Annotated in this window: 21 protein-coding genes and 1 pseudogene; 20 read left to right on the plus strand and 2 right to left on the minus strand. The window is 59.9% G+C overall.

Annotation, left to right across the window (positions count from 1 at the left end):
- Nucleotides 1-4: 4 nt before the first annotated feature.
- On the plus strand, nucleotides 5-487 hold the full coding sequence (locus BN77_RS25930; RefSeq protein WP_007537773.1) for an Lrp/AsnC family transcriptional regulator: 483 nt from the start codon (nucleotides 5-7) through the stop codon (nucleotides 485-487).
- Here BN77_RS25930 and BN77_RS25935 read toward each other — a convergent pair.
- On the minus strand, nucleotides 473-931 hold the full coding sequence (locus BN77_RS25935; protein WP_007537774.1) for a MarR family winged helix-turn-helix transcriptional regulator: 459 nt from the start codon (nucleotides 929-931) through the stop codon (nucleotides 473-475). The two genes, BN77_RS25930 and BN77_RS25935, sit on opposite strands and share 15 nt — an antisense overlap.
- 68 nt (nucleotides 932-999) lie before the next feature.
- Between BN77_RS25935 and hmgA the strand changes: the two genes are divergently transcribed.
- From hmgA to BN77_RS25985, 10 genes are all read left to right on the plus strand, one after another.
- Entirely contained in the window at nucleotides 1,000-2,358 is a 1,359-nt protein-coding gene (gene hmgA, locus BN77_RS25940) for a homogentisate 1,2-dioxygenase (RefSeq protein ID WP_007537775.1), read from the plus strand.
- Nucleotides 2,359-2,381: 23 nt separating this feature from the next.
- Nucleotides 2,382-3,407 (plus strand): fumarylacetoacetate hydrolase family protein, encoded by a 1,026-nt coding sequence (locus BN77_RS25945; protein WP_007537776.1) that lies wholly within the window; start codon nucleotides 2,382-2,384, stop codon nucleotides 3,405-3,407.
- Nucleotides 3,404-4,042, plus strand: a complete 639-nt coding sequence (gene maiA, locus BN77_RS25950; RefSeq protein WP_007537777.1) for a maleylacetoacetate isomerase — start codon at nucleotides 3,404-3,406, stop codon at nucleotides 4,040-4,042. Before BN77_RS25945 ends, maiA begins: the two co-directional genes overlap by 4 nt.
- 202 nt (nucleotides 4,043-4,244) lie before the next feature.
- The gene (locus BN77_RS25955) at nucleotides 4,245-5,942 is read left to right on the plus strand and encodes an ABC transporter substrate-binding protein (protein ID WP_007537778.1); all 1,698 of its coding nucleotides are present in this window, start codon (nucleotides 4,245-4,247) and stop codon (nucleotides 5,940-5,942) included.
- Nucleotides 5,943-5,966: 24 nt separating this feature from the next.
- Nucleotides 5,967-6,950, plus strand: coding sequence for an ABC transporter permease (locus BN77_RS25960; protein ID WP_007537779.1), 984 nt, complete (start codon nucleotides 5,967-5,969; stop codon nucleotides 6,948-6,950).
- Complete coding sequence (locus BN77_RS25965) at nucleotides 6,947-7,849, plus strand: ABC transporter permease (protein WP_007537780.1); 903 nt, start codon at nucleotides 6,947-6,949, stop codon at nucleotides 7,847-7,849. Before BN77_RS25960 ends, BN77_RS25965 begins: the two co-directional genes overlap by 4 nt.
- A complete protein-coding gene (locus BN77_RS25970; protein ID WP_007537781.1) occupies nucleotides 7,846-8,658 on the plus strand; it encodes an ABC transporter ATP-binding protein in 813 nt (270 codons plus the stop codon). The genes BN77_RS25965 and BN77_RS25970 overlap by 4 nt, the downstream gene beginning before the upstream one ends.
- Nucleotides 8,655-9,587, plus strand: a complete 933-nt coding sequence (locus tag BN77_RS25975; protein ID WP_007537782.1) for an ABC transporter ATP-binding protein — start codon at nucleotides 8,655-8,657, stop codon at nucleotides 9,585-9,587. Before BN77_RS25970 ends, BN77_RS25975 begins: the two co-directional genes overlap by 4 nt.
- 10 nt (nucleotides 9,588-9,597) lie before the next feature.
- Nucleotides 9,598-10,068, plus strand: coding sequence for a GNAT family N-acetyltransferase (locus BN77_RS25980; RefSeq protein ID WP_007537783.1), 471 nt, complete (start codon nucleotides 9,598-9,600; stop codon nucleotides 10,066-10,068).
- A 26-nt stretch (nucleotides 10,069-10,094) separates the two neighbouring features.
- Nucleotides 10,095-12,110, plus strand: coding sequence for a beta-N-acetylhexosaminidase (locus BN77_RS25985; RefSeq protein ID WP_007537784.1), 2,016 nt, complete (start codon nucleotides 10,095-10,097; stop codon nucleotides 12,108-12,110).
- A 2-nt stretch (nucleotides 12,111-12,112) separates the two neighbouring features.
- Here the strand turns inward: BN77_RS25985 and BN77_RS25990 are convergent, their stop codons facing one another.
- Nucleotides 12,113-13,312, minus strand: a complete 1,200-nt coding sequence (locus BN77_RS25990; protein WP_007537785.1) for an ROK family transcriptional regulator — start codon at nucleotides 13,310-13,312, stop codon at nucleotides 12,113-12,115.
- A gap of 246 nt (nucleotides 13,313-13,558) precedes the next feature.
- Here BN77_RS25990 and BN77_RS25995 point away from each other — a divergent pair, with 246 nt between their 5' ends.
- The 9 genes and pseudogenes from BN77_RS25995 (at nucleotide 13,559) to BN77_RS26035 (ending at nucleotide 24,427) form a co-directional block, all read left to right on the plus strand.
- A complete protein-coding gene (locus BN77_RS25995) occupies nucleotides 13,559-14,734 on the plus strand; it encodes a Gfo/Idh/MocA family protein (protein ID WP_007537786.1) in 1,176 nt (391 codons plus the stop codon).
- Between the two features lie 4 nt (nucleotides 14,735-14,738).
- Nucleotides 14,739-15,911 (plus strand): dihydrodipicolinate synthase family protein, encoded by a 1,173-nt coding sequence (locus tag BN77_RS26000; protein WP_007537787.1) that lies wholly within the window; start codon nucleotides 14,739-14,741, stop codon nucleotides 15,909-15,911.
- Nucleotides 15,912-15,958: 47 nt separating this feature from the next.
- Nucleotides 15,959-16,783 carry a sugar phosphate isomerase/epimerase family protein gene (locus BN77_RS26005; RefSeq protein WP_007537788.1) on the plus strand — a complete coding sequence of 275 codons (825 nt, stop codon included), beginning with the start codon at nucleotides 15,959-15,961 and terminating at the stop codon, nucleotides 16,781-16,783.
- Nucleotides 16,784-18,401: 1,618 nt separating this feature from the next.
- Nucleotides 18,402-19,067, plus strand: a complete 666-nt coding sequence (locus BN77_RS26010) for a GntR family transcriptional regulator (RefSeq protein WP_007537790.1) — start codon at nucleotides 18,402-18,404, stop codon at nucleotides 19,065-19,067.
- A 405-nt stretch (nucleotides 19,068-19,472) separates the two neighbouring features.
- A pseudogene (gene bioB / locus BN77_RS26015) lies at nucleotides 19,473-20,399 on the plus strand (biotin synthase BioB); the annotation flags it as partial.
- Nucleotides 20,396-21,541, plus strand: coding sequence for an 8-amino-7-oxononanoate synthase (locus tag BN77_RS26020; RefSeq protein ID WP_007537794.1), 1,146 nt, complete (start codon nucleotides 20,396-20,398; stop codon nucleotides 21,539-21,541). The pseudogene bioB and the gene BN77_RS26020, both read left to right, overlap by 4 nt.
- Entirely contained in the window at nucleotides 21,538-22,176 is a 639-nt protein-coding gene (bioD, locus tag BN77_RS26025; RefSeq protein WP_007537795.1) for a dethiobiotin synthase, read from the plus strand. The genes BN77_RS26020 and bioD overlap by 4 nt, the downstream gene beginning before the upstream one ends.
- Entirely contained in the window at nucleotides 22,173-23,441 is a 1,269-nt protein-coding gene (locus BN77_RS26030) for an adenosylmethionine--8-amino-7-oxononanoate transaminase (protein WP_007537796.1), read from the plus strand. The genes bioD and BN77_RS26030 overlap by 4 nt, the downstream gene beginning before the upstream one ends.
- On the plus strand, nucleotides 23,438-24,427 hold the full coding sequence (locus tag BN77_RS26035; protein WP_007537797.1) for a beta-ketoacyl-ACP synthase III: 990 nt from the start codon (nucleotides 23,438-23,440) through the stop codon (nucleotides 24,425-24,427). The genes BN77_RS26030 and BN77_RS26035 overlap by 4 nt, the downstream gene beginning before the upstream one ends.
- The last annotated feature ends 191 nt before the right edge of the window (nucleotides 24,428-24,618 follow it).

The raw sequence follows: 24,618 nt of genomic DNA on the forward strand, positions 1-24,618 counted from the left end.
TACAATGTTCGAGCAACTTGATGGATTTGATCTCAAGATCCTCGCTGAGCTTCAAGGCGACGGCCGTTTGAGCAATATCGAACTGTCGGAACGCATCGCACTTTCAGCCTCGCAATGCTCGCGACGGCGAACGCGACTGGAGGCCGAGGGCTTTATCCGCGGCTATCAGGCAAACCTTGATCCTGACAAGTTGGGGCTGAATCTGCTGGTCGTCATTTCGGTCACGCTCGCGACCCATAATCGCGACAACGCCCGCCGCTTCGCGCAATTGGTCAATGGTCTTCCGGAGGTTCTGGAGGCCTATGCGCTGACGGGCGAAATGGACTATCATCTCAAGGTCGCCACCCACGACCTCGCCGGCCTATCACGCTTCGTCAACGATGTGCTGCTACCACATGAATCCGTCCAGCACGTGAAGACATCGATCGTTCTCAATACGTTGAAGAACTTCGAGGGCTATCCATTGAGCGGATCATCGTTCACTTGATTTTCGCCTGAGCCCCGCAGACGCTTCGATCGCCTGGAGCGCAAGGTCAAGCTGGTGAAGCGCCTCTTCGCCAAGCATCTGACGCACCGTCTCCTGATACCTCTGCGCAAGCACGGTGATCCTCTGGTAGTATTGCCTCCCAAGCGCCGTTAGTTCGATCTGCTCGAAGCGCCGGTCGGTTTCGCTCGGAAGCCTTTTCAACCAGTGGCGTTGTTCCAAGGCATAAACCGCCCGGCTGACCTTGGTCTTATGCATGTGCGAATGAGCGCCGATGTCCTTTGCCGTCATCACGCCGACGCTGCCAAGCGCGGCCAACGTCCGCCATTCGGGCCGGGTCAGATCGAACTCCTCCTTGTACTGCCGGGCAAACGACAGGCTGATCAGTTCCGATGCCCGGTTGAGCCGATAGGGAATGAAGCCGTCCAGCTCAAATCCATCCGCCATGTTCATTCCTTGATAGTTACAAAATAGACGGTTACGTTTGTAACTAAAGGGATGGAGGAGATGCAAGCATGGATACCACGGAAGCACCGCTTTCCCGCGCACGGACAGAAACAAATGCACCGGCATACATGCCAGGGTTCGGCAACGACTTCGAAACGGAGGCGCTTCTCGGGGCACTGCCACAGGGCCAGAACAGTCCGCAGAAATGCAACTACGGTCTCTACGCAGAACAGCTTTCGGGCTCGCCGTTTACCGCTCCACGCGGGACGAACGAGCGTTCCTGGCTCTATCGCATCAGGCCAAGCGTGCGTCACACGCGCAGATTTGCCAAATCGAGCTATCCATTCTGGAAATCGGCGCCATGCCTCGACGATCACTCCTTGCCACTTGGCCAACTGCGGTGGGATCCGATTCCCGCGCCGACGTCACATACGGACTTTCTGGCAGGAATCCGGACAATGACTGCGGCTGGCGACGTCATGACCCAGGTCGGCATGGCCGCGCACGCCTATGCCTTCAATGAGGATATGGTCGATGACTATTTCTTCAATGCCGATGGCGAGCTGCTCATTGTTCCGCAACAGGGCACTATCAGCGTCTTCACCGAGATGGGCATAATCGAGGTCGAGCCTGCGGAGATCTGCCTTGTCCCCCGGGGCATGATGTTCAAGGTTTCTCGTCTCAGCGGCAGCGCTGAATGGCGTGGCTATATCTGCGAGAACTACGGGGCGAAGTTCACTATGCCTGATCGTGGCCCGATCGGCGCCAACTGCCTGGCAAACGCCCGTGATTTCAAGACCCCAGTTGCCGCCTTCGAGGACAAGGAGGCGCCATGCCGGGTCCATGTGAAGTGGTGCGGCAAGTTCTATGTGACCGAGATCAATCATTCACCGCTCGACGTCGTCGCCTGGCATGGCAACTACACGCCGTTCAAGTACGATCTGCGGACCTTCTCCCCGGTCGGTGCCATTCTCTTCGACCACCCCGATCCTTCGATCTTCACGGTACTGACGGCACCGAGCGGCGAAGCGGGCACGGCGAATGTCGACTTCGTCATCTTTCCGCCGCGCTGGCTAGTCGCCGAGCACACCTTCCGACCGCCTTGGTACCATCGCAACATCATGAGCGAGTTCATGGGCCTGATCCATGGACAATATGACGCCAAGGAAAAGGGCTTCGTCCCCGGCGGCATGAGCCTGCACAACATGATGCTGCCGCATGGACCGGACGCATCCGGCTACGAAAAGGCATCCACCGTGGAGCTGAAACCGGTCAAGCTCGATCATACGATGGCCTTCATGTTCGAGACGCGTTTCCCGCAACAGCTGACGAAATATGCCGCGGAGCTTGAGACGCTGCAGGACGATTACATCGATTGCTGGAACGGCCTGGAAAGGCACTTCGATGGAACGCCAGGTATTAAGTGAGCGGTTGAACCCGGACAGATTTCATGAAACTCGCCACACTCAAAGATTCCACTCGGGACGGCCAGTTAATCGTCGTCTCCCGCGACATGACGCGCTTTACCCATGCGGGCGAGGTCGCGCGCACCCTTCAGGCGGCACTGGACGACTGGGGGGAAGCCGCGCCAAAACTTGCCCGTCTCGCCGAGCGACTGGAGGCCGGCTCGGGGCAATCTGAGCGCTTTGACCAACGACGTGTGCATTCCCCGTTGCCTCGCGCTTACCAGTGGGCCGACGGATCGGCCTACGTCAACCATGTCGAACTGGTGCGACGAGCTAGAAACGCCGAGATGCCTAGCGCGTTCTGGACCGATCCGCTGATGTACCAGGGTGGTTCGGATTGTTTTCTTGCACCTCGCGACCCGATCCTTGCTGGCGACGAGAAGTATGGTATCGACATGGAAGGGGAGGTCGCCGTTATTGTCGACGACGTCCCGATGGGCGCGACAGCCGAGCAGGCAGGCAACGCAATTCGGCTCGTGATGCTGGTCAACGACGTGTCCTTGCGCGGCCTCATTCCCGATGAACTCGCCAAGGGGTTCGGTTTCTTCCAATCCAAGCCCTCATCGGCCTTCTCGCCCGTTGCCGCAACAACTGACGAGCTTGGCGAGGCGTGGAGGGATGGCAAGATCCATCTTCCCCCGCTGGTCAGCCTGAATGGTATTCCGTTTGGCCGCGCGAATGCCGGCGTGGACATGACATTCAACTTCGGACAGCTTATAGCGCACGCAGCAAAAACGCGCGCTCTGACGGCAGGCTCGATCATCGGCTCCGGCACAGTTTCCAACAAGCGCGGCAGCGGCCCCGGCAAGCCCATTACCGAGGGCGGCGATGGGTACTCCTGCATCGCCGAGATCCGGATGATCGAAACGATCGAGCGCGGCGGGCCACGGACACCTTACCTGCACTTCGGTGATACCGTGCGCATCGAGATGAATGACGAGCATGGCGCATCGATCTTCGGCGCGATCGAGCAGACAGTCCAGCGCTACAGCGGGGATGAACGGCAATGACAGAGATCGTTCTCTATGACTACTGGCGCTCGTCGGCGAGCTACCGGGTCCGCATTGCCCTGCGGACGCTGGCGCTTGCCTATGATACCGTGCCGATCGACCTTGTCGCCTCGGCCCATAAGGATCCAGACTATCTGCGCATCAATCCCCAGGGCTTGGTTCCGAGCCTGAGTATCGATGGGCATACGCTGACACAATCGCTGGCGATCATCGAATATCTTGCAGAGACAAGGCCAGAAGGCGGATTCCTGCCCGATACCGTTTTCGGGCGGCAACGGGTGAGGGCGCTGTCCTATTCCATTGCGATGGACGTCCATCCGATCTGCAACCTCAACGTCGTCTCCCACGTCGCCCGCCTTACCGGCGATGAGGGCGCGCGAAGGGAATGGACAATCAAGTTCATCAACAGCGGACTAAGTGCACTCGAGCAGATGCTTGATGAGCCGACGACAGGCCGTTTCTGCTATGGCGACACCCCGACGATGGCCGATTTCTGCCTTGTGCCACAGGTCTACAATGCCCGTCGTTGGGGGATCGAAATGTCGGCATTTCCCCGCGTTGCCGGTATTGCAGACCAATGCAATATGTTGCCGGAGTTCAAGGCAGCGCATCCGGATGCGGTCAAGCAGATGTAAGCTCTACCGGCCGTGAGGCATTCACGTTTGCGGGTGACCCTCCACGCACATTCTCCTTCGCCTTCGGCGTATCCCATCGCGACTTGCCGCTCCCGAAAACAATTTTCCGCGCCTCGGATTGACCGTCGCGAAAATTCGTAGTTTGATTAAATCAAATTGATTGACTAAATCAAATCAAGCTCAAAAGAGGGAACATAAGACTATGAAAACAAGGCATTATTGCGCGTTTTCGCGCCGCGCTATTCTTTTGTCCGCAACCGGCCTCGCAGTCTCTCTCCTGACCAACGGAGGCGTCTTCGCAACACCGGCGAACGCTGAAGCGATACTGTCGATGCATATCGAGGAGCAGACGAGTTGGGTCCGGAATTTCAATCCCTTCGACCTCGCGGGCCGACGCCAGAGCACAATGGATTTCATCTACGAGCCGCTGGTTATCTTCAACGCTGATGACGGCGGCAAGCCAATCTTCCGGCTCGCCACCAGCTACAGGTTTTCCGATGACCTGAAGTCGATCACCTATGTCTTGCGCGACGGCGTCAAATGGTCGGACGGCCAGCCGCTGACCTCAGCGGACGTCAAGTATACGCTCGAACTGATGCTCAAGAACCCGGCCACCGATACCGTCGGCGTTGGCGAGACGGTCGCATCGGTCGAGGCGCCATCGCCAAGCGAAGTCAAGATCAACCTCAAGGACGTCAATACCGAGTTCCCGGAATCGCTCGCCGATTTCCCGGTCGTCCCGGAACATGTCTGGAAGGACGTCGCCGATCCGGTCGCTTTCAAGAACGAAAACCCTGTCGGCTCCGGCCCGATGACCGAGATCCGCCGCTTCACGCCGCAAGTCTACGAACAGTGCCGCAATCCGAACTATTGGGACGCAGCCTCACTCAACGTCGATTGCCTGAAACTCCCGCAGATTTCGGGCAATGATCAGATGCTGGCACTGCTGCCGGAAGGCACGATGGACTGGATCGGTTCGTTCCTACCACAAATCGACAAGACATTCGTGGGGCTGGATCCCAAGAACAATGGCTACTGGCAGCCGCCGGCCGAAACCGTTGCGTTCCAGATGAATCTGAAGACCGCCAATTCGGCAAACGCTGAAGCTTTCCACGACCTCAATTTCCGTCGCGCCTTCAGCCTCGCCATGGATCGGACTTCGATGGTCGATGTCGCTGGCTTCGGCTATCCCGTCGCCAGCCAGCATGCAAGCGGTCTGCCACCACGCTTCGAAGCCTGGCGCAACAAGGCAGCCGAAGGTGCTGCTGACGAATGGATGGCCTATGATGTCGACAAGGCAAATAAGATTCTCGACGACTCCGGCTACAACAAGGGCGCCGACAACTTCCGGACGACGCCCGGGGGGCAGCCCATCGCCTTCACAATCATCATCCCCAACGGCTGGACCGACTGGATCGACGATGCGCAGATCGCCGCCGAGGGGCTGCGCGCGGTGGGCCTCAACGTGTCGGTTGCAACGCCCGAATACGAGCAGTGGCAGAAGCAGTTGCTCGACGGCAGCTTCGACGTTGCGTTGAATTCCCGTGCCGATGGCTCGACACCCTTCCGCGGCTACTACCAGTCGATGTCGACTGCCTTTGCCGGCCGCATTACGAGCGCGGCGACGCGCTACTCCAATCCGAAGCTGGACGAGGTGTTTAACGCGTACCGCAAGGCGACCAGCAACGACGAGCGGCGGAAGCTCTTCGACGAGATCCAGGTAATCGTTGCCAACGACATGCCGATGGTGCCGGTCTTCAATGGTCCAACCTGGTATCAATATTCGACCAAACGCTTCACCGGCTGGGTGACGGACAAGGAGCCCGTCATGAATCCGGAAAACCATGACAACAACCGTATGCGTCTCGTGCACCTGCTGCGTCTGAAGCCTGTGCAATAAGCCTCGGGCCAGGGAAACAACAGCATGCGGATTTCCTCTCGACGCCTCGGCGTCTACGCGATCGCGCTGGTGTTTGCGATTGTCATGAACTTCACGGTTCCCCGGCTGATGCCGGGGACCCCTGTCGACGCGATGATTGCCCAGCTCGGCTCGCGCGCGACACCCGCCGCGATCGAGGCGATAAAGGCACGCTTCGGCGCAGTCGATGCACCGATCACCATCCAATTCGTTGATTATCTGAAAGGGTTGGCAACGCTCGATCTCGGGGTGTCCGTGAAATACTATCCGCAGACCGTCGTCGACGTGCTCGCTCGCTCGACTTTATGGACCGCCTTCCTCGTCATCACGGCGATCCTATTTTCCTTGCTGGTCGGCGTGACGCTTGGCGCGGTGGCGGCCTGGCGACGCGGCGGCCGTTTCGACACGATCGTTTCACCCCTATCCGTCGTCATGATCGCCGTTCCCCCTGTTATCGTGGCACTGACTACACTTTTCGTGTTCGGCGTGTCGCTCCGCTGGTTTCCAGTCGGCTATGCCTACGACCCGGGCCTGGACCCAGGATTGAATTTCGCGTTCGTCGGCAGTGTCTTCTTTCACGCGATCATGCCGGTACTGACCCTGTCGCCCTATCTCATCGGGGAGTTCCAGACGACGATGCGATCATCGATGATCTCCGTGCTCGGCGAAGACTACGTCACCATGGGTCGGGCCAAGGGATTGACCTCGACGACCGTGATGTTCGGTTACGGTGCGAGAAACGCGATGCTACCGGTGTTGACCAACCTCGCGCTGATGCTCGGCGCCGTGTTTGGCGGATCGATCGTTACCGAGATCGTCTTCAACTATCCGGGTCTCGGACTGACCTTGTTTACCGCAAGCGTTGCCCGCGACTATCCCGTCATCCAGGGGCAACTGCTGTTGATGACGCTGGCAACACTCGGAGCCAACCTCCTCGTCGATATTATTTATGGTCTCGTTGACCCCAGGTTGAGGGAGATCGCCGAATGACTGCCGCCCTGAAACTGATCCGCCAGCAGCGGAAAGCGATCGTCGGTCTCGTCATTATCTTGGCGCTTTGCCTGATGGCGGTCCTCGCGCCTGTCATCGCGCCGGCGAACCCGAGCGCCCGTGTCGGCCGGTCGCATCAACCGCCAACAATCGAGCATGTCATGGGCACGACAAAGATGGGCCGTGATGTCTACACGCAGTTCGTCTGGGGAGCGCGCACGTCGATTGCAGTGGGCTTTGCGACAGGTATCGCCATCACCGTTCTTGGCACGGTGATCGGCCTGATTGCCGGCTATGTCGGAGGCCGCACGGATGCCGCGCTCGACCTAGCGACGAACGCCGTCCTTGTCATACCGAACATACCACTTCTCATCCTGCTGGCATCCTTTGCCGGTACCGTCGGGCCGCTCGCGATCATGGCAATCATCGCTTTGACTTCCTGGCCCTGGGGAGCGCGCATGACCCGATCGCAAACACTCGCGCTGCGGACCCGCGATTTCGTCACGGCTGCGAGAATGATCGGCGAACCAGGCTGGCGCATCGTCTTCGTGGAGCTCCTGCCGAACCTCTTGCCGCTTATCGGCATCAACCTTGTCGGCAGCATCATCTATGCCATCGTCGCGCAGACGACCCTGGAATATCTCGGCTTTGGCGACCCCCTACAGGTCAGCTGGGGAACCATGCTCTACAACGCACAGAACTCGTCGGCCATCATCCTTGGCGCATGGTGGGACATCGGTGCACCGGCCGCTGGCATCGCGCTGATCGGCCTTGGCCTGGCGCTTGTCAACTTCACATTTGACGAGATCGCCAATCCGCAGCTTCGCTCGGGGCCCGCACTCAGCCGCTGGCTCAGGCTCAATCGTGCACGCAATCGCAACCTGGAGGCTGCCCCATGAGCAATGATCTCCTAGAGATCCGCAACCTCAACGTCGACTATCTGCTCGACAAGGGCGAGTTTCGAGCGGTGATGGATGTGACCCTCAGCATCGGTCGAGGCGAGTTGTTCGGCCTCGCCGGCGAGTCAGGCTGTGGCAAGAGCACGATCGCCTATGCCATCACGCGTTTGTCGAAACCGCCAGCCTGGGTTGCCAGCGGCGAAATCCTTTTCGACGGGCAGAATCTTCTTGAGCTGCCCCAGGGGGAAATGCAGAAGATCCGCTGGAAACGCATCGGAATGGTCTTCCAGAGCGCCATGAACTCGCTGAACCCGCTGATGCGGATCGACGCGCAGTTTCACGACGTACTGCATCGGCACACGGGTTGTTCGAAAAGCCAGTCGCGTCAACAGGCCGAGGCGATGTTCAAGCTGGTCGGTATTCCGATCAACCGTGTTTGCGACTATCCACACCAGTTCAGCGGCGGCATGCGACAGCGCATCGTCATTGCGATCTGCCTGGCGCTCAGGCCGGAACTGATCATCATGGACGAGCCGACGACTGCCCTCGACGTCGTCGTACAGCGGGAGATTCTCGAGCAAGTCGTCGACCTGCAGCGAACCTACGGCTTCTCGGTCCTGTTTATCACCCACGACCTGCATCTGATGGCGCAACTCTGCCACCGCATCGGGGTCATGCTGAAAGGCGAACTCGTCGAGGTCGGCGATGTCAGGCAGGTTAGCCAGGCACCGGCGCACGACTATACCCGCAAACTATGGAACGCCATGCCGCAGCTCCCGGGTCGGCATCTGGCGGGAGCGATCGCATGAGCATAAGCCCTCAACTCTCTACAGCTCCGTCCGAGCCGGTGATCCGTCTGACCGACATCGAACGTCGTTTCGGCCCTGTTCACGCCTTGCGCGGGATCTCGTTATCACTCAATTCCGGCAGGGCCCTTGCGCTTGTCGGGGAGTCTGGCTGTGGCAAGACGACCTGTGCACGCATTATTGCGCGCATGGATCAGCCGACATCAGGCAAGCTTTGGTTCAGGGGACGCGATTTTACCACCGTCGGATCTCCTTCGGATGAGCACGCTTACCGACGGAAGGTCCAGATGGTGTTCCAAGATCCATTCTCATCGCTCAATTCCGTATTTTCGATCGAGCACCACTTGTCGCGACCGCTGATCCTGCACAAGCATGCCGAGGGCAAGGTCGCCGTGTCGGACGCCGTCTCGAGGCTCCTTGTCGATGTTGGACTGGATCCTGCGCTCACCAAACGGAAGTTTCCGCACGAGCTGTCAGGCGGCCAGCGGCAACGTGTCAACATCGCGCGTGCGCTCGCGGTACAGCCTGGCGTGCTTGTGGCCGACGAACCGACCTCAATGCTCGACGTGTCGATCCGCATGGGAATTCTCGAGCTTCTTGCGCGCATCAAGCGTGAAAAGAACCTCGCACTTCTCTACATCACCCACGACATAGCCACGGCCGCGCATGTAGCCGAGGAAATTGTCGTGATGTTTGCCGGTCAAATGGTCGAATGGGGGGATACGAACGCGGTCATCGGTAATCCGCACCACCGATACACGCAACTCCTGCTATCGGCCGTACCCGATGGCGGAAAGCCGTTCGTCACCGGAGGAAGCGCTCGCTTTCTAGAGCAGGCCGAAAAGGTCCGTGCCATGAGCCGGCCGCCGTCGACGGCCGTCGAACAGATCGGGGCAAACCATTTTGTGCGCCCGCTTGCGGCATCGAATTAAGGAGGCACCCTTGGACTATCTCGTCAATCTTTCGGTCCTTGAGCCGAATGCCGACCTCACGGCCAGGATGAAGGATGTCGGCGTGACGATCCGGCGCCCACTCGCTCCGGAAGCCAAACTCGTCACCAAATGGGTCGCTGAGGAATTTGGCGACGGCTGGGCGAGCGAAACGGCAGTCGCACTGACCCGCCAGCCACCAACCTGCTTTATCGCAACCCGCGATGAGCGGCTGGTCGGCTTTGCCTGCCATGAATCCATTGCGCGCAGCTTCTTTGGACCGACCGGCGTCGAAGAAGGATCCCGCGGGCTCGGGATCGGGCATGCCCTGCTGCTTGCCAGCCTCTTCGATCTCAAAACCATGGGCTACGGGTACGCTATCATAGGCGATGTCGGGCCGGCCGCTTTCTACGAGAAGGCCGTGGGCGCCATGCCAATCCCCAATTCCGCCCCCGGCGTCTATGCCGGAATGCTTAGAACCTAACCCAACAACGCCATCAAGAGATTATCATGTCGATACAACGCCAACCCGCCTTGCGCCTCGAAACCTCATGGATGCCCGCTTCCGAGGAACGAAACCAAGCCTATACGCTCACCCTCAAGAATCTTTCGTCAAAGTCGATTGCCGATTTCAGCCTCTGCATCAGCGGGCCGGGAAGGGTGGATCCAGCGGTTCAGATCGAAGGTGGCACGATCGGTCGCCGGCTATCGAACTTCACCGAATTCCTCCCACCCGAAAATTTCGAACTTGAGCCCGGTAACACATGGACGTTGACGATCTCCGCCCTCAGCTGGCCGTTCCAACATTGGACGGACGGCGCAACTGGCGCCTATGTGGCCTTCGGAAACGGCAGCACGCTTTCGTTATCGGTAGAGCCGACCCGATCGCTCGCCAATAATGCGCCATTGAAGCGTGGCGCGGAAATCTATCCCGTACCGGGCAATCCGCCGGTGCCTGTCGCGATCGTCCCGTGGCCGAACGAGGTGTCGGTATCCGGCAAGCGTTCGGTTCCCCCGGGCTTCACGCTTGACGCCAATACTCCCCCTGCAATCGCCGCGGCTGCTGCTTTTACCAGTCTGGTCGAACAGCTCTTTGCGGTCGAGGGCATTGTTCGTCCCGCCTCCGAAGGTGGAATGCCCGTCACGCTTGACGTCGTCGAGGGCCTCGCGCCGGAGGCCTATGGCGTGTCCTTCGCCGAGGAGATCGTGCGCATTTCCGCCAGCACGCAGACAGGCCTGCTCTATGGCCTGATCACGCTTGGCCAGATCTGGCGCGGCGCGCATCTCTATCCGCGCGCATTCCGCTTCCCCGTCGAAGGCGTAATCCGCGACGAGCCGTCCATGGGATGGCGTGGCCTGCATCTCGACGTGGCGCGGCAGTTCTATGGCAAGGCCGAAATCAAGAGGCTGCTCGCCATTCTTGCCTGGAACAAGGTCAACCGCTTTCATTGGCACCTTTCGGACGATGAGGCCTGGCGCATCGAAATCGATGCTTATCCGGCACTGACGGAGGTCGGCGCATGGCGCGGACATGGCCTTGCCATTCCGCCGCTGCTCGGGTCAGGCGCGGCGCGCACTGGCGGCTATTACACCAAGGCCGCGGTTCGCGAGATTGTGGCCCATGCCAAGGAGCTCGGCATCGAGGTCTTGCCGGAGATCGACGTGCCGGGACATTGCTATGCCATGCAGCAGGCGATCCCGGAGCTTCGCGACCCACAGGAAGCGGGAAGCTATCACTCCGTTCAGGGATTCCCCGACAACTGCGTGAACCCGGCGCGCGAGAAGACTTATGAGGTGCTTGAAACCATCTTCCGCGAACTGATCGAACTCTTTCCCTTCAAGACGATCCACATCGGTGCCGACGAGGTGCCTCTTGGCGCCTGGTCGGGTTCGCCCGAAGCCTTGGCGAAGTTGCGCGAGATCGGCGGAGACGCCATAGCCGAGGCGCATGCCAAGCGTCTCAACGTCATCACCAATACGCACGGCGCCGACGACATCGAGGGATCGGGAGCTGCCGTTTTGCAATCCGTGTTTCTCGCAAGGATCCAGAAGTTTCTTGCCGAGCAAGGCTGCATTACCGGCGGATGGGAGGAGGCCGCCCACGGCAACGTTATAGACAAGACAAAAAGCTATCTCTGCGGCTGGCGTAGCGTCGAAGTCTCGGCAGCGCTTGCCGGTCAGGGATATGAAATGGTCGTCTGTCCTGGGCAAGTCTACTACCTCGACATGGCCAACAGCCCCGATTGGGATGAGCCGGGCGCCAGCTGGGCCGGGTGGTCGGAGCCGGAGAAGCTCTACAATTTCGATCCGGTCGAAGGCTGGAGCGTCGAACAGAAAAGAAACCTCCGCGGTATCCAGGCATGCATCTGGTCGGAGCCGATGACCGATCGCGCCGTCTTCGATCGCCTGGTGTTCCCGCGGATCTCGGCGTTGGCCGAGAGCGCGTGGACGAAGCCCGCTCATAAATCCTGGGAGCGCTTCAAGGCGGTCGCGGGATTGATGCCGGTCCTCTACGCCTATCCGTGAGGCTATCGGGCAAGGGGTTTTTGGAGGACATCGAACTGCGGGTTCGTTTCCGAAAAGATCGGCAAAGCCGCGGCGCCCAAGATCGCCGTGTCTCTGCCGGTCGCCCCGATCATCATGCGGGGCAGGTTCCGCTCTGCTCCGGGATTGACCGGCGCATGTAGCGGTTCCAGCTGGCCAGCGAGGTGCTGCAGCAGCGACGGAGGCATCGAACCGCCAAGCACGATTGTCTGCGGATCGAAGGCCAGTTCCAGAAAATCGATTGTCTGACGCATTGGCTCGGCCGCAGCCTCTGCCCAGGCATCAATCCGACTGTCGCCTTGCTCAACCAAGGCGGCAAGAGTTTCGGGATCGTGCTGTTCGGGCCCACGGAGGTCGAGGTATTCGTAGGCGGAGCCGAGCGAGACATAGCGGTCGAGACAACCACGCTTGCCGCACACGCAGGCCAGTCCATTCGGGACCACGATCATATGGCCAATCTCGCCGGCATTGTTGCGGCTTCCCTTGTAGAGATGGCCGTCGAGAAACATGCCGGCGCCGATACCCCCGCCGAGAAACAGGTAGACAAAGCTGCTTAGGCCGCGTGCAACACCATAGAGCCGCTCGCCAATCGCGGCGGCCGTCGCGTCGTTTTCGATAAGAACCGGCACGCCGGTCAGTTCGGCAAGTTCCCGGGCCACGGGATAATCCTGCCAGCCAGGCAGTGTCACCGGGCTGAGCGAAGTCACGCCTTCGGCAGCATAACGCCCAGGCATCGCGATGCCGGCACCAAGCAAGCGGGTGCGATCGAAGGGGAAGCTCCGCTGCAGTTCGTCAACTATACCGGCGAGGATCGGCATCGCCTCTGCGGGCGTCGGTCTGTCGACGGCCTTTTCGACCCTGGCTCGGACATGTCCAGAAAGATCGGTCAGCACGCCAACTGCATGATCCCGCTCCAACTCCAGACCAATGGAATAGGCGCCGTTCGGATTGATCGAGTAGGGCGTGATCGGCTGTCCACGGGCTGCCTTTTGTGGCGCTTCCGCCTTCAGCAGTTCAGCCCCCTCCAGTTCTTCGACGATGTTCGATACGGTCTGTGTGCTGAGCGCCGTCAATCGAGCAAGTGCTGCCCGCGACAGCGGTCCGTTCGTTCGGATCGCTTCGATCACGACACGCCTGTTGTGCGATTTTGCCTGCTCTAGATTGGTGCCTGAAATTGCCTTCATGTACTCGACTTGCGGAATTCGGAGCGATTACTTGCCCTACCGCATAAGGGGTTCCACCATCGATATCCAGCGGTTTGCGTCCGACATTCAGGGCGAGAACGAACGATTGTGCCAAAGGAGCGCCCCGACAACACGCAGGCGGCTTTCGAAAGCTTGCCGCATGGCCAGAGGCAGGCCGGGTTGACAGCGCGAAGATCGCATGGCACCTATGTAACTAAATAGTTATTTACTGGGAGGAAGATGCAAATGGCGACGATATCGCTCGGCATTATCATGCATGGGATCACTGGCCGCATGGGCTATAACCAGCATTTGGTGCGGTCCATTCTCGCGATCCGCGAGCAGGGGGGCCTGCACCTCTCCAACGGCGACCGCCTGGTGCCCGATCCAATCCTCGTTGGACGCAGCGCCGACAAGATCGAAGCGATTGCCCGCAAGCATGGCCTGACGCGCACGACCACCGATCTCGATAGCGCCCTTGCGGATACCAACAACAAGATCTTCTTCGATGCCGGCTCAACCCAAATGCGCGTCGGCCTTCTGAGAAAGGCAATCGAGGCGGGCAAGCATGTCTATTGCGAAAAGCCGATCTCGGAGACGCTTGAGGAGGCGCTTTCTGTTGCCGCACTTGCCGAGCAGCGCGGCGTCAAGAACGGCGTCGTGCAGGATAAGCTCTACCTGCCGGGGCTACGCAAGATCGCGTTGCTGAAGGACAGCGGTTTCTTCGGCAGGATACTTTCTGTGCGCGGCGAATTTGGCTACTGGGTCTTCGAAGGCGATTGGGGTGTGAAGGCGCAACGCCCCTCCTGGAATTATCGCGCAGCCGATGGTGGCGGCATGATCCTCGATATGCTGCCGCACTGGCGCTACGTGCTGGATAACCTCTTCGGTGAGGTCAAGGCCGTCAGTTGCTATGCCTCCACCCATATCCCGAGCCGCGTGGACGAAAATGGGAAAACCTATCGGGCCGATGCCGATGACGCTGCTTATTCCACCTTCGAACTCGAAGGCGGCATCGTCGCGCACATCAACTCATCCTGGGCGGTTCGCGTGCGCCGCGACGACCTTGTGACCTTCCAGGTCGACGGCACCCTCGGCTCGGCCGTTTGCGGCCTGACGAGGTGCTGGACGCAGCATCGCGTCAACACGCCAAAGCCGATCTGGAATCCTGACCAGCCGCAGACGATCGACTTCTACAAGACTTGGGACGAGGTTCCGGAAACCCAGGTGTTCGACAACGGGTTCAAGGCGCAATGGGAAGACTATCTGCGCTATGTCGTCGAGGACGCAGCGTGGAAATTCACGCTGCGCGAAGGCGCAAAGGGCGTCCAGCTTGCCGAACTCGCACGCCAAAGCTGGAAGGAGCGCCGCTGGGTGGATGTTCCCGCGCTCGCCGGCTCCTGCGTCCGTAGGGTTGCCTGAGCCCATGGCAACGACACTTCGTCTTCCCGTCTCCGGCGGAACGCTAGAGGATTATGCCGTCGCCAACACACCGCTTGCCGCGCCGGAACGCCCGTCCGGCGGACATGCCTTCAACCGTGTCGCCTATGCAGCCGCCCACGTGGTCGTCGATCCGTTGGCAGACAACGATCCCTGGCTCGACCGCAACATCGACTGGGAACGCACCATTGCGTTTCGCCAATACCTGTGGGACCTTGGTCTCGGTGTCGCCGAGGCAATGGACACCGCTCAACGCGGCATGGGGCTAGACTGGGCTGGAGCTCAGGAACTGATCGCCAATGTACAATCGGCAGCGCGCAAGCGCCCCGATGCATTGATCGCCTATGGTGCGGGCACCGACCATTTGCCTCCCGGCCCTGATGTCGATATCGACGATGTGATTAGCGCTTACGAAGAGCAGGTCTCCTTCGTAGAGGGATTGGGTGGTCGGATCATCCTCATGGCTAGCCGTGCTCTTGCTGCAGCAGCCAAGAGCCCCGAAGATTACGTGCGGGTCTATGACCGCATTCTGCGGCAGGTCCGCCAACCGGTCATCATACATTGGCTCGGCGACATGTTTGATCCTGCGCTCGCAGGCTATTGGGGCTCGCGCGACGACATGCGGGCCATGGAGACCGCCGTCGCCATCATCAATGACCATGCGAGCAAGGTCGATGGCGTGAAGATTTCCCTGCTTTCGGCAGAGAAGGAGATCGTCATGCGCCGGAAGCTTGATCCGGCGGTCAAGATGTATACTGGCGACGACTTCAACTACGCGCAGCTTATCGCCGGCGACGAACAGGGATACTCGCACGCGCTCCTTGGTATTTTCGACGCCATCGCGCCCGCGGCGAGTGCTGCTATGCAAAAGCTTGCAAAAGACGATCTTGCTGGCTTTAACGATATCCTGGCGCCGACCGTGCCGCTTTCCAGGCATATCTTCAAGGCGCCGACCCGGTTCTATAAGACCGGTGTCGTCTTCCTGGCCTACTTGAACGGTTTTCAAACCCATTTCCAGATGCTCGGCGGTCAGCAGAGCGCACGCTCGATGGTGCATCTTGCGGAACTTTTCCGCCTTGCCGACCAGGCTCGCGTCTTGCGGGACCCGGACCTCGCTACACAACGAATGAAAACGATCCTGGCGACAATCGGCATCTGAAAACACAACAGCATATCTCCCTGCGGCGAGATCAGAGGGCAACAGATATGGCAGTCGACGGACTTTCCATCAATCTCGCGACCGTTCGAGAGCAATACAATATGCAGCAAGCCGTCGAGGCGTGCCTCAAGCACGATATCGTGGCGATCGCTCCCTGGCGCGATCAGATCCACGCAATCGGCCTTTCTGAAGCCGCGCGTATCGTCGCCGACAACAAGCTGCAGGTGACGGGTCTTTGCCGCGGCGGCATGTTTCCAGCGGCCGATCCTGCCGCGCGCGCCGCCGCGATCGACGACAACAAGAAGGCGATCGATGAGGCTGCGGCCTTAAACGCCGACTGCCTGGTTCTCGTCGTCGGCGGCCTGCCGGCCGGCTCCAGGGATATCAGGCACGCTCGTGAGATGGTGGCCGACGGTATCGCGGCAATCCTGCCGCACGCGCGCGCCGCCGGCATACCGCTCGCCATCGAGCCACTGCATCCAATGTATGCCGCCGACCGCGCCTGCGTGAATACACTCGAACAGGCACTCGATGTCTGCGACCTGCTCGGCGTCGGCGTCGGTGTCGCCATCGATGTCTACCATGTGTGGTGGGATCCCAAACTTGAACAGCAGATCGCCCGAGCCGGCGCATCCAACCGTGTCCTTGCACACCACATCTGCGATTGGCTGGTCCCGACAACGGATCTTTTACTCGACCGCGGGATGATGGGCGACGGCGTCATAGATCTGAAAAGAATCCGGCGCTCGATCGAAACCGCCGGTTACCACGGCCCCCAGGAAGTGGAGATCTTTTCAGCGGGAAATTGGTGGAAACGACCTGGGGAAACGGTACTTTCGACGTGCGTTGATCGCTTCCGAAGCGTCTGCTGACGAAGCAATTGGAGCCAAGCTAAAATATTGGCTAGACGTACATATTTTTCCTTTACGGCAACTAATTCCCCAGTTGCTTCCGCTACGCATTCGTCTTTGCTGCCGCAATTGAATGCCAAGAACGCTGCCAACAAGGCGTCTGCAGGGGGTGGAAGCTCTAAAATCCGCCATTCGTCTTTCCAAAGGACGTTGCGGGGATCGAAAACTCGCAAGAGAATCCGGGATTAGGCCGGGATTTGTCAACTGAACTTCAGCCAACTGCCTTGGGATCAACAGCCCTGTGTCCATTGAGCTGGGCTTTCACGCTAGCCTCCCCTGTTTCTACGCGCAAATATCAGCGTCAGGAAGGGGCCTTCGTTCCACTGTTCCCCGCGGGGAACTTTGCTTCACTCCGCAAAAGACCGCGCGTTCCACCTTGCTGCTAAAGAAAGCACCCGAGCCCTTGGCTACCGACCACTAGGGCGAGACGAACTAACGATCAACGCATTTCTCGTCTTAAAAAGCCGCACTCGATGTCCGCGGATCATTAGGCAGGGATTGTCAACCGTATTTCAGCCAACAGCCTTGGGGATCAACAGCCCGGGCTCCTTTGAGTCGGTCCTTCACGCCAACCGCCCCTTTTTTTGCGCGCAAATATCACCGACAGGGATGGGCCTTCGTTCCACTGTTCCCCGCGGGGAACTCTGCCTGACTCCGCAAAGGACCGCGCGTTCAACCTTGCTGCTAAAGAAAGCACCCCGAGCCCTTGGCTCCTGACCGCTAAGGCGAGACGCCGCTAAAGATCCAAGAATTTCGCGTCGTCAAATGCCAACCGCTCGATGTCCACGTATCAAACGATGTTCTTCATGAGCGCACTCGCTGTCGCGCGCAGCATCTACACTCCTCGCAGACGAGCCTCTGCGGCATTGAGAACGGGTTCAAAAACGCGCCGGCCAGACGCGGCGGAAGCGCGGTTGGCGCGCGCAGACCGGCTTCATGCGAGATGGACCAGAGCCGCAAACCACCTTGAGAAAACCCAGCATGCCTTGATTTCCACCGCGATCTCGACCGCCGGCCAAAGCTGCCTCCGCTGGAAGACGATAGCCTCGGGCGGTGTAGCGAGGACCCAAGGCCACGGTCGCATCGATCAGACTACGGACGATCTATCCGCAAGCTGGCGCATGCGCCTGATTGACACGAACTATCCCCCGCGAGTCCTCAGGAACACCAGCGTGCCCTCGCATCAGCCGGTCGTCACTGCTGGAGCTCGCCGGCAACAAATAATTGGTGGGCGTGCCTGACCCCGAACGTTTTCCGCAGGCTCGTCGACCTCGCTGCCCCATGTCAACCACCGCGCCCGCACCGAGACAACATCGTTCGCTCGCTCTGCCATGAAAATCTCCGACCGGCTATCTCGTTGCTGAGCGAAGGGAAGAATGCACGCGATGCCGCCCCAGTGTCTCTGCCGTGGCCGATTGACCAGTCTGCTCCATCCCAGGAGAGGCGACTAGGAGCGCTGCCCATACAATAGCGATCTCCACATTCCAATGAAAACATCCGCCCTAAAGCCATCGACAAATCCACAGCCGCGCGCGGCGGGCACCTCGACAGCGTCGAGCGCAGGAACTATCTCTAAAATATGACTATTCATAACGACGACACCATAGCCGGCCGCATAAGTCGCGCGCTCGCAGAGCGCATCGTGACCGGCGCCCTGCCGCCTGGTTCGAAGCTGAAGCAGGACCACATCGCAGAGGAGTTCGGGTCGTCGCACGTCCCCGTGCGCGAGGCTCTGCGTCGCCTGGAAGCGCAAGGCCTCGCCGTCAGTGAACCACGCCGGGGGGTTCGTGTTGCCTCTTTCGATTTGAAGGAAGTGCAGGAGGTTGCAAAGATGCGCGCCGCCCTCGAAGGGCTCGCCCTGCGCCACTCGGCCGAGCACCTCACGCCCTCACGTCTCGATCAGGCCGAACAGGCAACGATCGATGGCGACAATGCGCGCGATGTCCGTACCTGGGAGGAGGCCAACCGCAGGTTCCACAGGCTGATCCTCGAACCCTGTGATATGCCGCGCTTGCTCTCCGTCATCGACGACCTCCATGCAGCGAGCGCCAGATTTCTGTTCGCCACCTGGCTCACCGACTGGGAGCCGCGGGTCGACAACGACCATCGCGCCATTCTTACGTTTCTCCGCGCCGGCAAAGTTGAGAATGCCGTCACTGCGTTGGAGCGACACGTTCAATGGATCGGCGGACCGCCGCGGCGGCTGCAGCATGCCTCGCGCGAACGGTTTGCAATCGTCGGCTAGTTAAGCCAGCCGGAAAGCCCGAGGTGGTTTACACCTCTTCCAAAGGTGTCGCGCCGTCTACTGCGCCCCATCTGGACGGGCTGAGCCCCTGTTCCGGCATTCCTTGCCACTCTTCGGGTATTCCCGCTCTCGGCACGCATCCCTGGTTCCTATAGCAGTTGCGCCGGCCCGACGTCCTCTTGATACTGGCCGAGATTGCCCGCTTCTCGATCAGTTCCGACGCAACGAGCCAGAAAAAGGCGCTTGCCCAACATCGTTCCAAGCAATTATAGATAAAATGGCCTTCTATCTACGAATCGAAGCTTTATGTGAGAGGATTTTGAAGTGACGCCGTCTCCCTCAGCCAATTCGATGCAAGAAACCAAGAGTAGCAGCGCTCCTTCAGGTCCCACAACTCAGGCTGACGCTCAGATTATCTATAATTTACCCTTCAACGACCTTCTTTATCGCGCTCACGGCATCCATCGCGCCAATTTTGACCCGAACGCGGTGCAGATGAGCCGCCTGCTATCGGTTAAGACTGGCGGATGCGCCGAGGACTGCGGCTATTGCAGCCAGTCAGCCCACTACCCGACCGGGCTCAAGGCTTCAAAACTGCTGGAAGTCGAGCGCGTTCTCGCAGAAGCCCGAAAGGCCAAAGAATGCGGCGCGACGCGATATTGTATGGGTGCCGCCTGGCGCAGTCCCAAGGACCGCGACATGGACGCGATCATCGCGATGGTCGAAGGCGTGCGAGCTCTAGGAATGGAGACCTGCATGACGCTTGGGATGTTGACGCCCCAGCAATCCGCAAGGCTCGCCGACGCCGGCCTCGATTACTACAATCACAACATTGACACCTCGGAGCGCTTCTATAGCGAAATCATCACGACCCGCAGCTTTGCGGATCGGCTGGAGACCCTGGCGAATGTGCGCGAGGCGGGCATCAAAGTTTGCGCAGGCGGCATTCTCGGCATGGGCGAGACGGCGGAAGATCGCATTTCGATGCTTGTCACACTTGCAAACTTGCCGACACCGCCCGAGAGCGTCCCGATCAATATGCTGATTCCGATCCCCGGTTCGAGGCTCGCCAATGCCCAGCCAATCGATCCGATCGATTTCGTCCGGACTGTTGCACTGGCACGCATTCTGATGCCGACGTCCTATGTCCGTCTGTCCGCAGGCCGCACGGACATGTCGGACGAGACACAGGCGCTCTGTTTCTTTGCAGGCGCCAACTCAATCTTCGTGGGCGAGACGCTCCTGACAGCAGATAATCCCGGTGAGGATCAGGATGCGGCACTCTTTCGTCGCCTCGGGTTGAACGCGCAGCAGCTGGAGCAGCCGGAATGACCGGTCTGAGCCTTGCGGTCTATGAGCGCAAGCTCGCTGGTCTTGATCGCAAGGGGAGGAGCCGTAGCCTCGTCGCGATATCCGGCGCCGATTTCACCTCGAACGACTATCTCGGTCTGGCAAATTCAGTGCGGCTCGCGCAGGCCCTGCGTGATGCAATGGATCGCGGCGTGCCGGTTGGGGCAGGGGGCTCGCGCCTGCTTCGCGGCAATCATCCGGAACATGAGGCGCTGGAGCAGGAGGCAGCCGCTTATTTCGGGGCGGCGCGCGCTCTTTACTTCGGCAGCGGCTATGCCGCCAATGTAGCCCTGTTCTCAACCTTGCCGCAGCGCGACGATATCATCGTTCATGACGAGTTGATCCATGCCAGCGCTCATGAAGGAATCTCGAAAAGTCGTGCAGCCTCGGTTGCAACCGCGCACAACGACGTAGACGCCGTCGCCGACGCGATCAGCAGATGGCGCCGTGCCGGCGGAACTGGTCGAGCCTGGATCGCCGTCGAAAGCCTTTACTCGATGGACGGCGATCGCGCTCCGCTTCGCGAGCTGATGGAGCTCGCTATGCAGCATGATGGCTTTCTCGTCATCGACGAGGCGCATGCGACGGGCGTCTTTGGCCGGGGCGGGCGCGGTTTGTCAGAGGCTTTAGGTCATCCAGAAAACTGCATTACCCTGCACACCTGCGGTAAGGCGCTTGGCGCATCAGGCGCACTCATCCTTGGACCAGCAATCATATGCGATTTCCTCATCAACCGCGCCCGCAATTTCATCTATTCGACAGCACCGTCTCCACTGATGGCTGCGACGGTGCGGGAGGCATTGAGGATCCTCGATGATGAGCCGGAGCGGCGTGATAAGCTTGCCGGCCTCGTTTCTTTCGCCGGTCGCAGGATGGAAGCGGCAATCGGAATGGACGCGAGCAAATCGCAGATTTTGCCTGTTTTGATCGGCGACAATCGTCGCGCGGTGCAAATCGCAGAGCGCCTGCGCGGCGAGGGCTTCGACGTCAGACCCATCCGGCCTCCGACGGTACCAGAAGGCACGGCCCGGTTGCGCATTTCGATTACCCTCAACGTCGATGAAGCGACCGTGTCGCGCTTGTTCGAGCATCTTGCCGTGATTTGGCGGGAGGAACGGCAATGACGCCACGCTTCGTCGTCACCGGCACCGACACGGGTATCGGAAAGACCGTCTTCTCCGCGGCTTTGACAGCTGCGCTCGGGGCACACTACTGGAAACCTGTCCAGGCGGGGCTGGATGAGGAAACAGATGCCGAGACCGTTGTCCGATTGGGAAAGGTGTCACCCGACCGGATCGTCCCCGAGGCTTATCGGCTGAAGACGCCCGTATCCCCGCACCAGGCGGCAGCACTCGACGGCGTGGCGATCGATCTAGGTGCCCTTGCGCTGCCAACGCCGCCGGGTCCGCTTATCATTGAGGGGGCCGGCGGCGTTCTCGTTCCCCTGACCTCAGAAGCCCTTTTTGCCGATGTTTTTGCCCAATGGCAGGCTTTCACCATCCTGTGTGCCAGAACCTCGCTCGGCACCATCAATCACACACTGATGTCGGTGGAAGCACTAAGGCGACGGTCGGTGCCAATCTTCGGCATTGCCTTTCTCGGCGAAGAGAACCTTGAGACGCAGAGGATTATTATCCACATGAGCGGAACGCGTTCGTTGGGGCGCCTGGAGCCCACAAACCCGCTTACCCATGACCGTCTGATGGCGACTTTTCATCGCGGTTTCGACGTCGCGATGTTTCGGGGCCCGCAGTCATGACGCGCTCCCCCGTTTGGCATCCATTCACGCAGCATGCCCTTGAGCCGGCGATGAAGAAGGTCGTGGCGACCGAAGGTGCCTATCTCATCGACGACGACGGCAACCGCATTCTCGATGCAATCTCCTCATGGTGGGTCATCACCCACGGGCATCGGCACCCGACAATCATGAACGCTATCCGCACGGCGACTGAGTACTACGACCAAATCATCTTTGCCGAATACACCCACGCCGCGGCGGAGGATCTTGCCCGCGGACTGATCGAGGTTAGCCCGGCAGCGCTTGAGCACGTCTTCTATTCCGACAGCGGCTCGACAGCCGTCGAAGTCGCGCTAAAGATGGCCCTCGGTTTCTTTCACAACACCGGCCTGCATCGCGACCGGATCGTCGTGATGGAGCACGGCTATCATGGCGACACGATCGGCGCCATGTCGGTCGGTGAAAGGGGCGTCTTCAATGCCGCCTACGAGCCCCTGCTGTTTGGCGTGGACCGGATCCCCTTCCCAGCGGCGGGTGCACAGCAGAACACGCTTGACGCCTTTGACCTTGCCTGCCGCTCTGGCCGGGTCGCGGCATTGTTGTTTGAACCGCTGGTACTTGGCGCCGGTGGCATGAAGATGTTCGAGCCCTCCTTGCTTGGCGAGCTCAGCAAAATTGCCCAATCCCACGGCGTGCTCCTCATCGCGGATGAGGTGATGACCGGCTGGGGCAGGACCGGCACCCTTTTCGCATGCGAACAGGCGGGCATTTGTCCAGATATCCTCTGCACATCGAAGGGATTGACAGGGGGCGCCCTGCCGCTCGCCGCGACCCTTTGCACAAGGGAGATCTTTGACGCGCATCTTTCCACCGACCGCCGCAAGACATTCTTCCATTCGAGTTCCTATACCGCCAACCCGATTGCCTGTGCCGCGGCAGTCGCGAACTTGAAGATCTGGTCGCACGAGCCGGTTCAGGCTAGCATCGATCGGCTCGTTGCCCTGCAAGGGAGGGGGCTCAGCCGCTTTGCCCAAGATCCGCGTTTCAGGAATGTGCGTCAGTCCGGAACCATTGCCGCTCTGGATATGGCTGCTCCCACAGACGGATATTTAGCCGACGTAGGACCGCGGTTACGCGCATTTTTCCGTGAGCGTCAGCTTCTTGTGCGCCCTCTTGGAAACGTCATCTATCTGATGCCGCCTTATTGCGTGTCGGAGGCCGAGATCGATCGCCTCTATGATGCGATCGATGAGGCGGCAAGCATCCTGATCGGAAACCCAGCATGACGAACGTTCGCTCCGCGCGCATGGCCGGCTTCGGACACAGTGTGCCTGGCCGTTGCATCGAAAACGCCGAAATCGAACGCTCCCTCAAGCTCGAAGCCGGCTGGATCGAGCGCCGCACGGGCATTCGTACTCGCTATTGGGCTGAAGAGGGCGACACACTGAGCGGCCTTGCCGCAGAAGCTGGAGCGATGGCGCTCGACAATGCCGGAATCGGCCGTTCTGAGATCGGCTTGATGCTGCTGGCAACCTCCACACCGGATCATTTGCTACCACCAACGGCACCGCTCGTGGCCCACAAGCTCGGCCTCGAGCACTCCGGCGCGCTCGACCTTGCCGGCGCCTGTTCCGGATTCCTGTACGCATTGGCGCTCGCAGACGCCTTCGTACGTGCGCAGGGCAGGGCAGTCCTTGTTATCGCCGCCAATATCCTCAGCCGTCGCATCAATCCAGCGGAACGGGCCAGCTGCGTGCTGTTTGCCGATGCGGCAGGCGCCGTCGTCCTGACACCGGCGAGCAATCCCGCCGCCGGCGTCCTCGGCACCGACCTGTGCTCCGAAGGCAGTGGCTATGACCTGATCTCGATCGCCGCCGGTGGCAGCAACAAGCCCTTCGCACCGGAGCGCCCCACCGAGGAATATCTGATGACCATGCGAGATGGGCGCGAGGTGTTTTCGCGGGCAGTCGAGATGATGAGTATCGCCTCACAAAGGGCGCTCGACGGGGCAGCTGTCGAAGCCCGGGCGATTACCCGGTTCGTGCCACATCAGGCCAATGTGCGAATCTTCCAGGCGGTAGCAACCAACCTTGGGATCGAAGCCGAACGCACAGTCTGCTCGCTTCACCGATTCGGGAACTCTTCTGCCGCAACGATCCCGCTTTCCCTGTCGCTGGAGACAGCACGGCGTCCCCTCGAGGACGGTGAAACCCTGCTTCTTGCCGCGGCGGGCGCCGGTCTTACCGGTGCGGCCATCGTTTACCGCGCCTAGCGCCACAGCAGATGCAATCGCCAACACACGAGCAGGTACGCTCTTACCATCGATCGTCCTTCGACAGGACGATCGATGACTGTGTCTTCTCGACCACATCCCTATCGTCAAAGCTGCCGATGGATCTTATCGAGCGCTGATCGACCCGACGGCAACGATTACGATCATGCCGACCTACGATTGACCGTACG

The organism is Rhizobium mesoamericanum STM3625 (assembly GCF_000312665.1).
Lineage (GTDB): Bacteria > Pseudomonadota > Alphaproteobacteria > Rhizobiales > Rhizobiaceae > Rhizobium > Rhizobium mesoamericanum.

Bases quoted from the DNA above. Each gene is read 5' to 3' on its own strand.
- BN77_RS26030 (WP_007537796.1), top strand. From the start codon at position 22,173: ATGACGCGCTCCCCCGTTTGGCATCCATTCACGCAGCATGCCCTTGAG.
- BN77_RS25930 (WP_007537773.1), top strand. From the start codon at position 5: ATGTTCGAGCAACTTGATGGATTTGATCTCAAGATCCTCGCTGAGCTT.
- BN77_RS26035 (WP_007537797.1), top strand. From the start codon at position 23,438: ATGACGAACGTTCGCTCCGCGCGCATGGCCGGCTTCGGACACAGTGTG.
- BN77_RS26000 (WP_007537787.1), top strand. From the start codon at position 14,739: ATGGCAACGACACTTCGTCTTCCCGTCTCCGGCGGAACGCTAGAGGAT.
- maiA (WP_007537777.1), top strand. From the start codon at position 3,404: ATGACAGAGATCGTTCTCTATGACTACTGGCGCTCGTCGGCGAGCTAC.
- BN77_RS26005 (WP_007537788.1), top strand. From the start codon at position 15,959: ATGGCAGTCGACGGACTTTCCATCAATCTCGCGACCGTTCGAGAGCAA.
- BN77_RS25995 (WP_007537786.1), top strand. From the start codon at position 13,559: ATGGCGACGATATCGCTCGGCATTATCATGCATGGGATCACTGGCCGC.
- BN77_RS25955 (WP_007537778.1), top strand. From the start codon at position 4,245: ATGAAAACAAGGCATTATTGCGCGTTTTCGCGCCGCGCTATTCTTTTG.
- BN77_RS26020 (WP_007537794.1), top strand. From the start codon at position 20,396: ATGACCGGTCTGAGCCTTGCGGTCTATGAGCGCAAGCTCGCTGGTCTT.
- BN77_RS25990 (WP_007537785.1), bottom strand. From the start codon at position 13,312: ATGAAGGCAATTTCAGGCACCAATCTAGAGCAGGCAAAATCGCACAAC.
- BN77_RS25960 (WP_007537779.1), top strand. From the start codon at position 5,967: ATGCGGATTTCCTCTCGACGCCTCGGCGTCTACGCGATCGCGCTGGTG.
- BN77_RS25965 (WP_007537780.1), top strand. From the start codon at position 6,947: ATGACTGCCGCCCTGAAACTGATCCGCCAGCAGCGGAAAGCGATCGTC.
- BN77_RS25945 (WP_007537776.1), top strand. From the start codon at position 2,382: ATGAAACTCGCCACACTCAAAGATTCCACTCGGGACGGCCAGTTAATC.
- BN77_RS25935 (WP_007537774.1), bottom strand. From the start codon at position 931: ATGGCGGATGGATTTGAGCTGGACGGCTTCATTCCCTATCGGCTCAAC.
- BN77_RS25975 (WP_007537782.1), top strand. From the start codon at position 8,655: ATGAGCATAAGCCCTCAACTCTCTACAGCTCCGTCCGAGCCGGTGATC.
- BN77_RS26010 (WP_007537790.1), top strand. From the start codon at position 18,402: ATGACTATTCATAACGACGACACCATAGCCGGCCGCATAAGTCGCGCG.
- hmgA (WP_007537775.1), top strand. From the start codon at position 1,000: ATGGATACCACGGAAGCACCGCTTTCCCGCGCACGGACAGAAACAAAT.
- BN77_RS25970 (WP_007537781.1), top strand. From the start codon at position 7,846: ATGAGCAATGATCTCCTAGAGATCCGCAACCTCAACGTCGACTATCTG.
- bioD (WP_007537795.1), top strand. From the start codon at position 21,538: ATGACGCCACGCTTCGTCGTCACCGGCACCGACACGGGTATCGGAAAG.
- BN77_RS25985 (WP_007537784.1), top strand. From the start codon at position 10,095: ATGTCGATACAACGCCAACCCGCCTTGCGCCTCGAAACCTCATGGATG.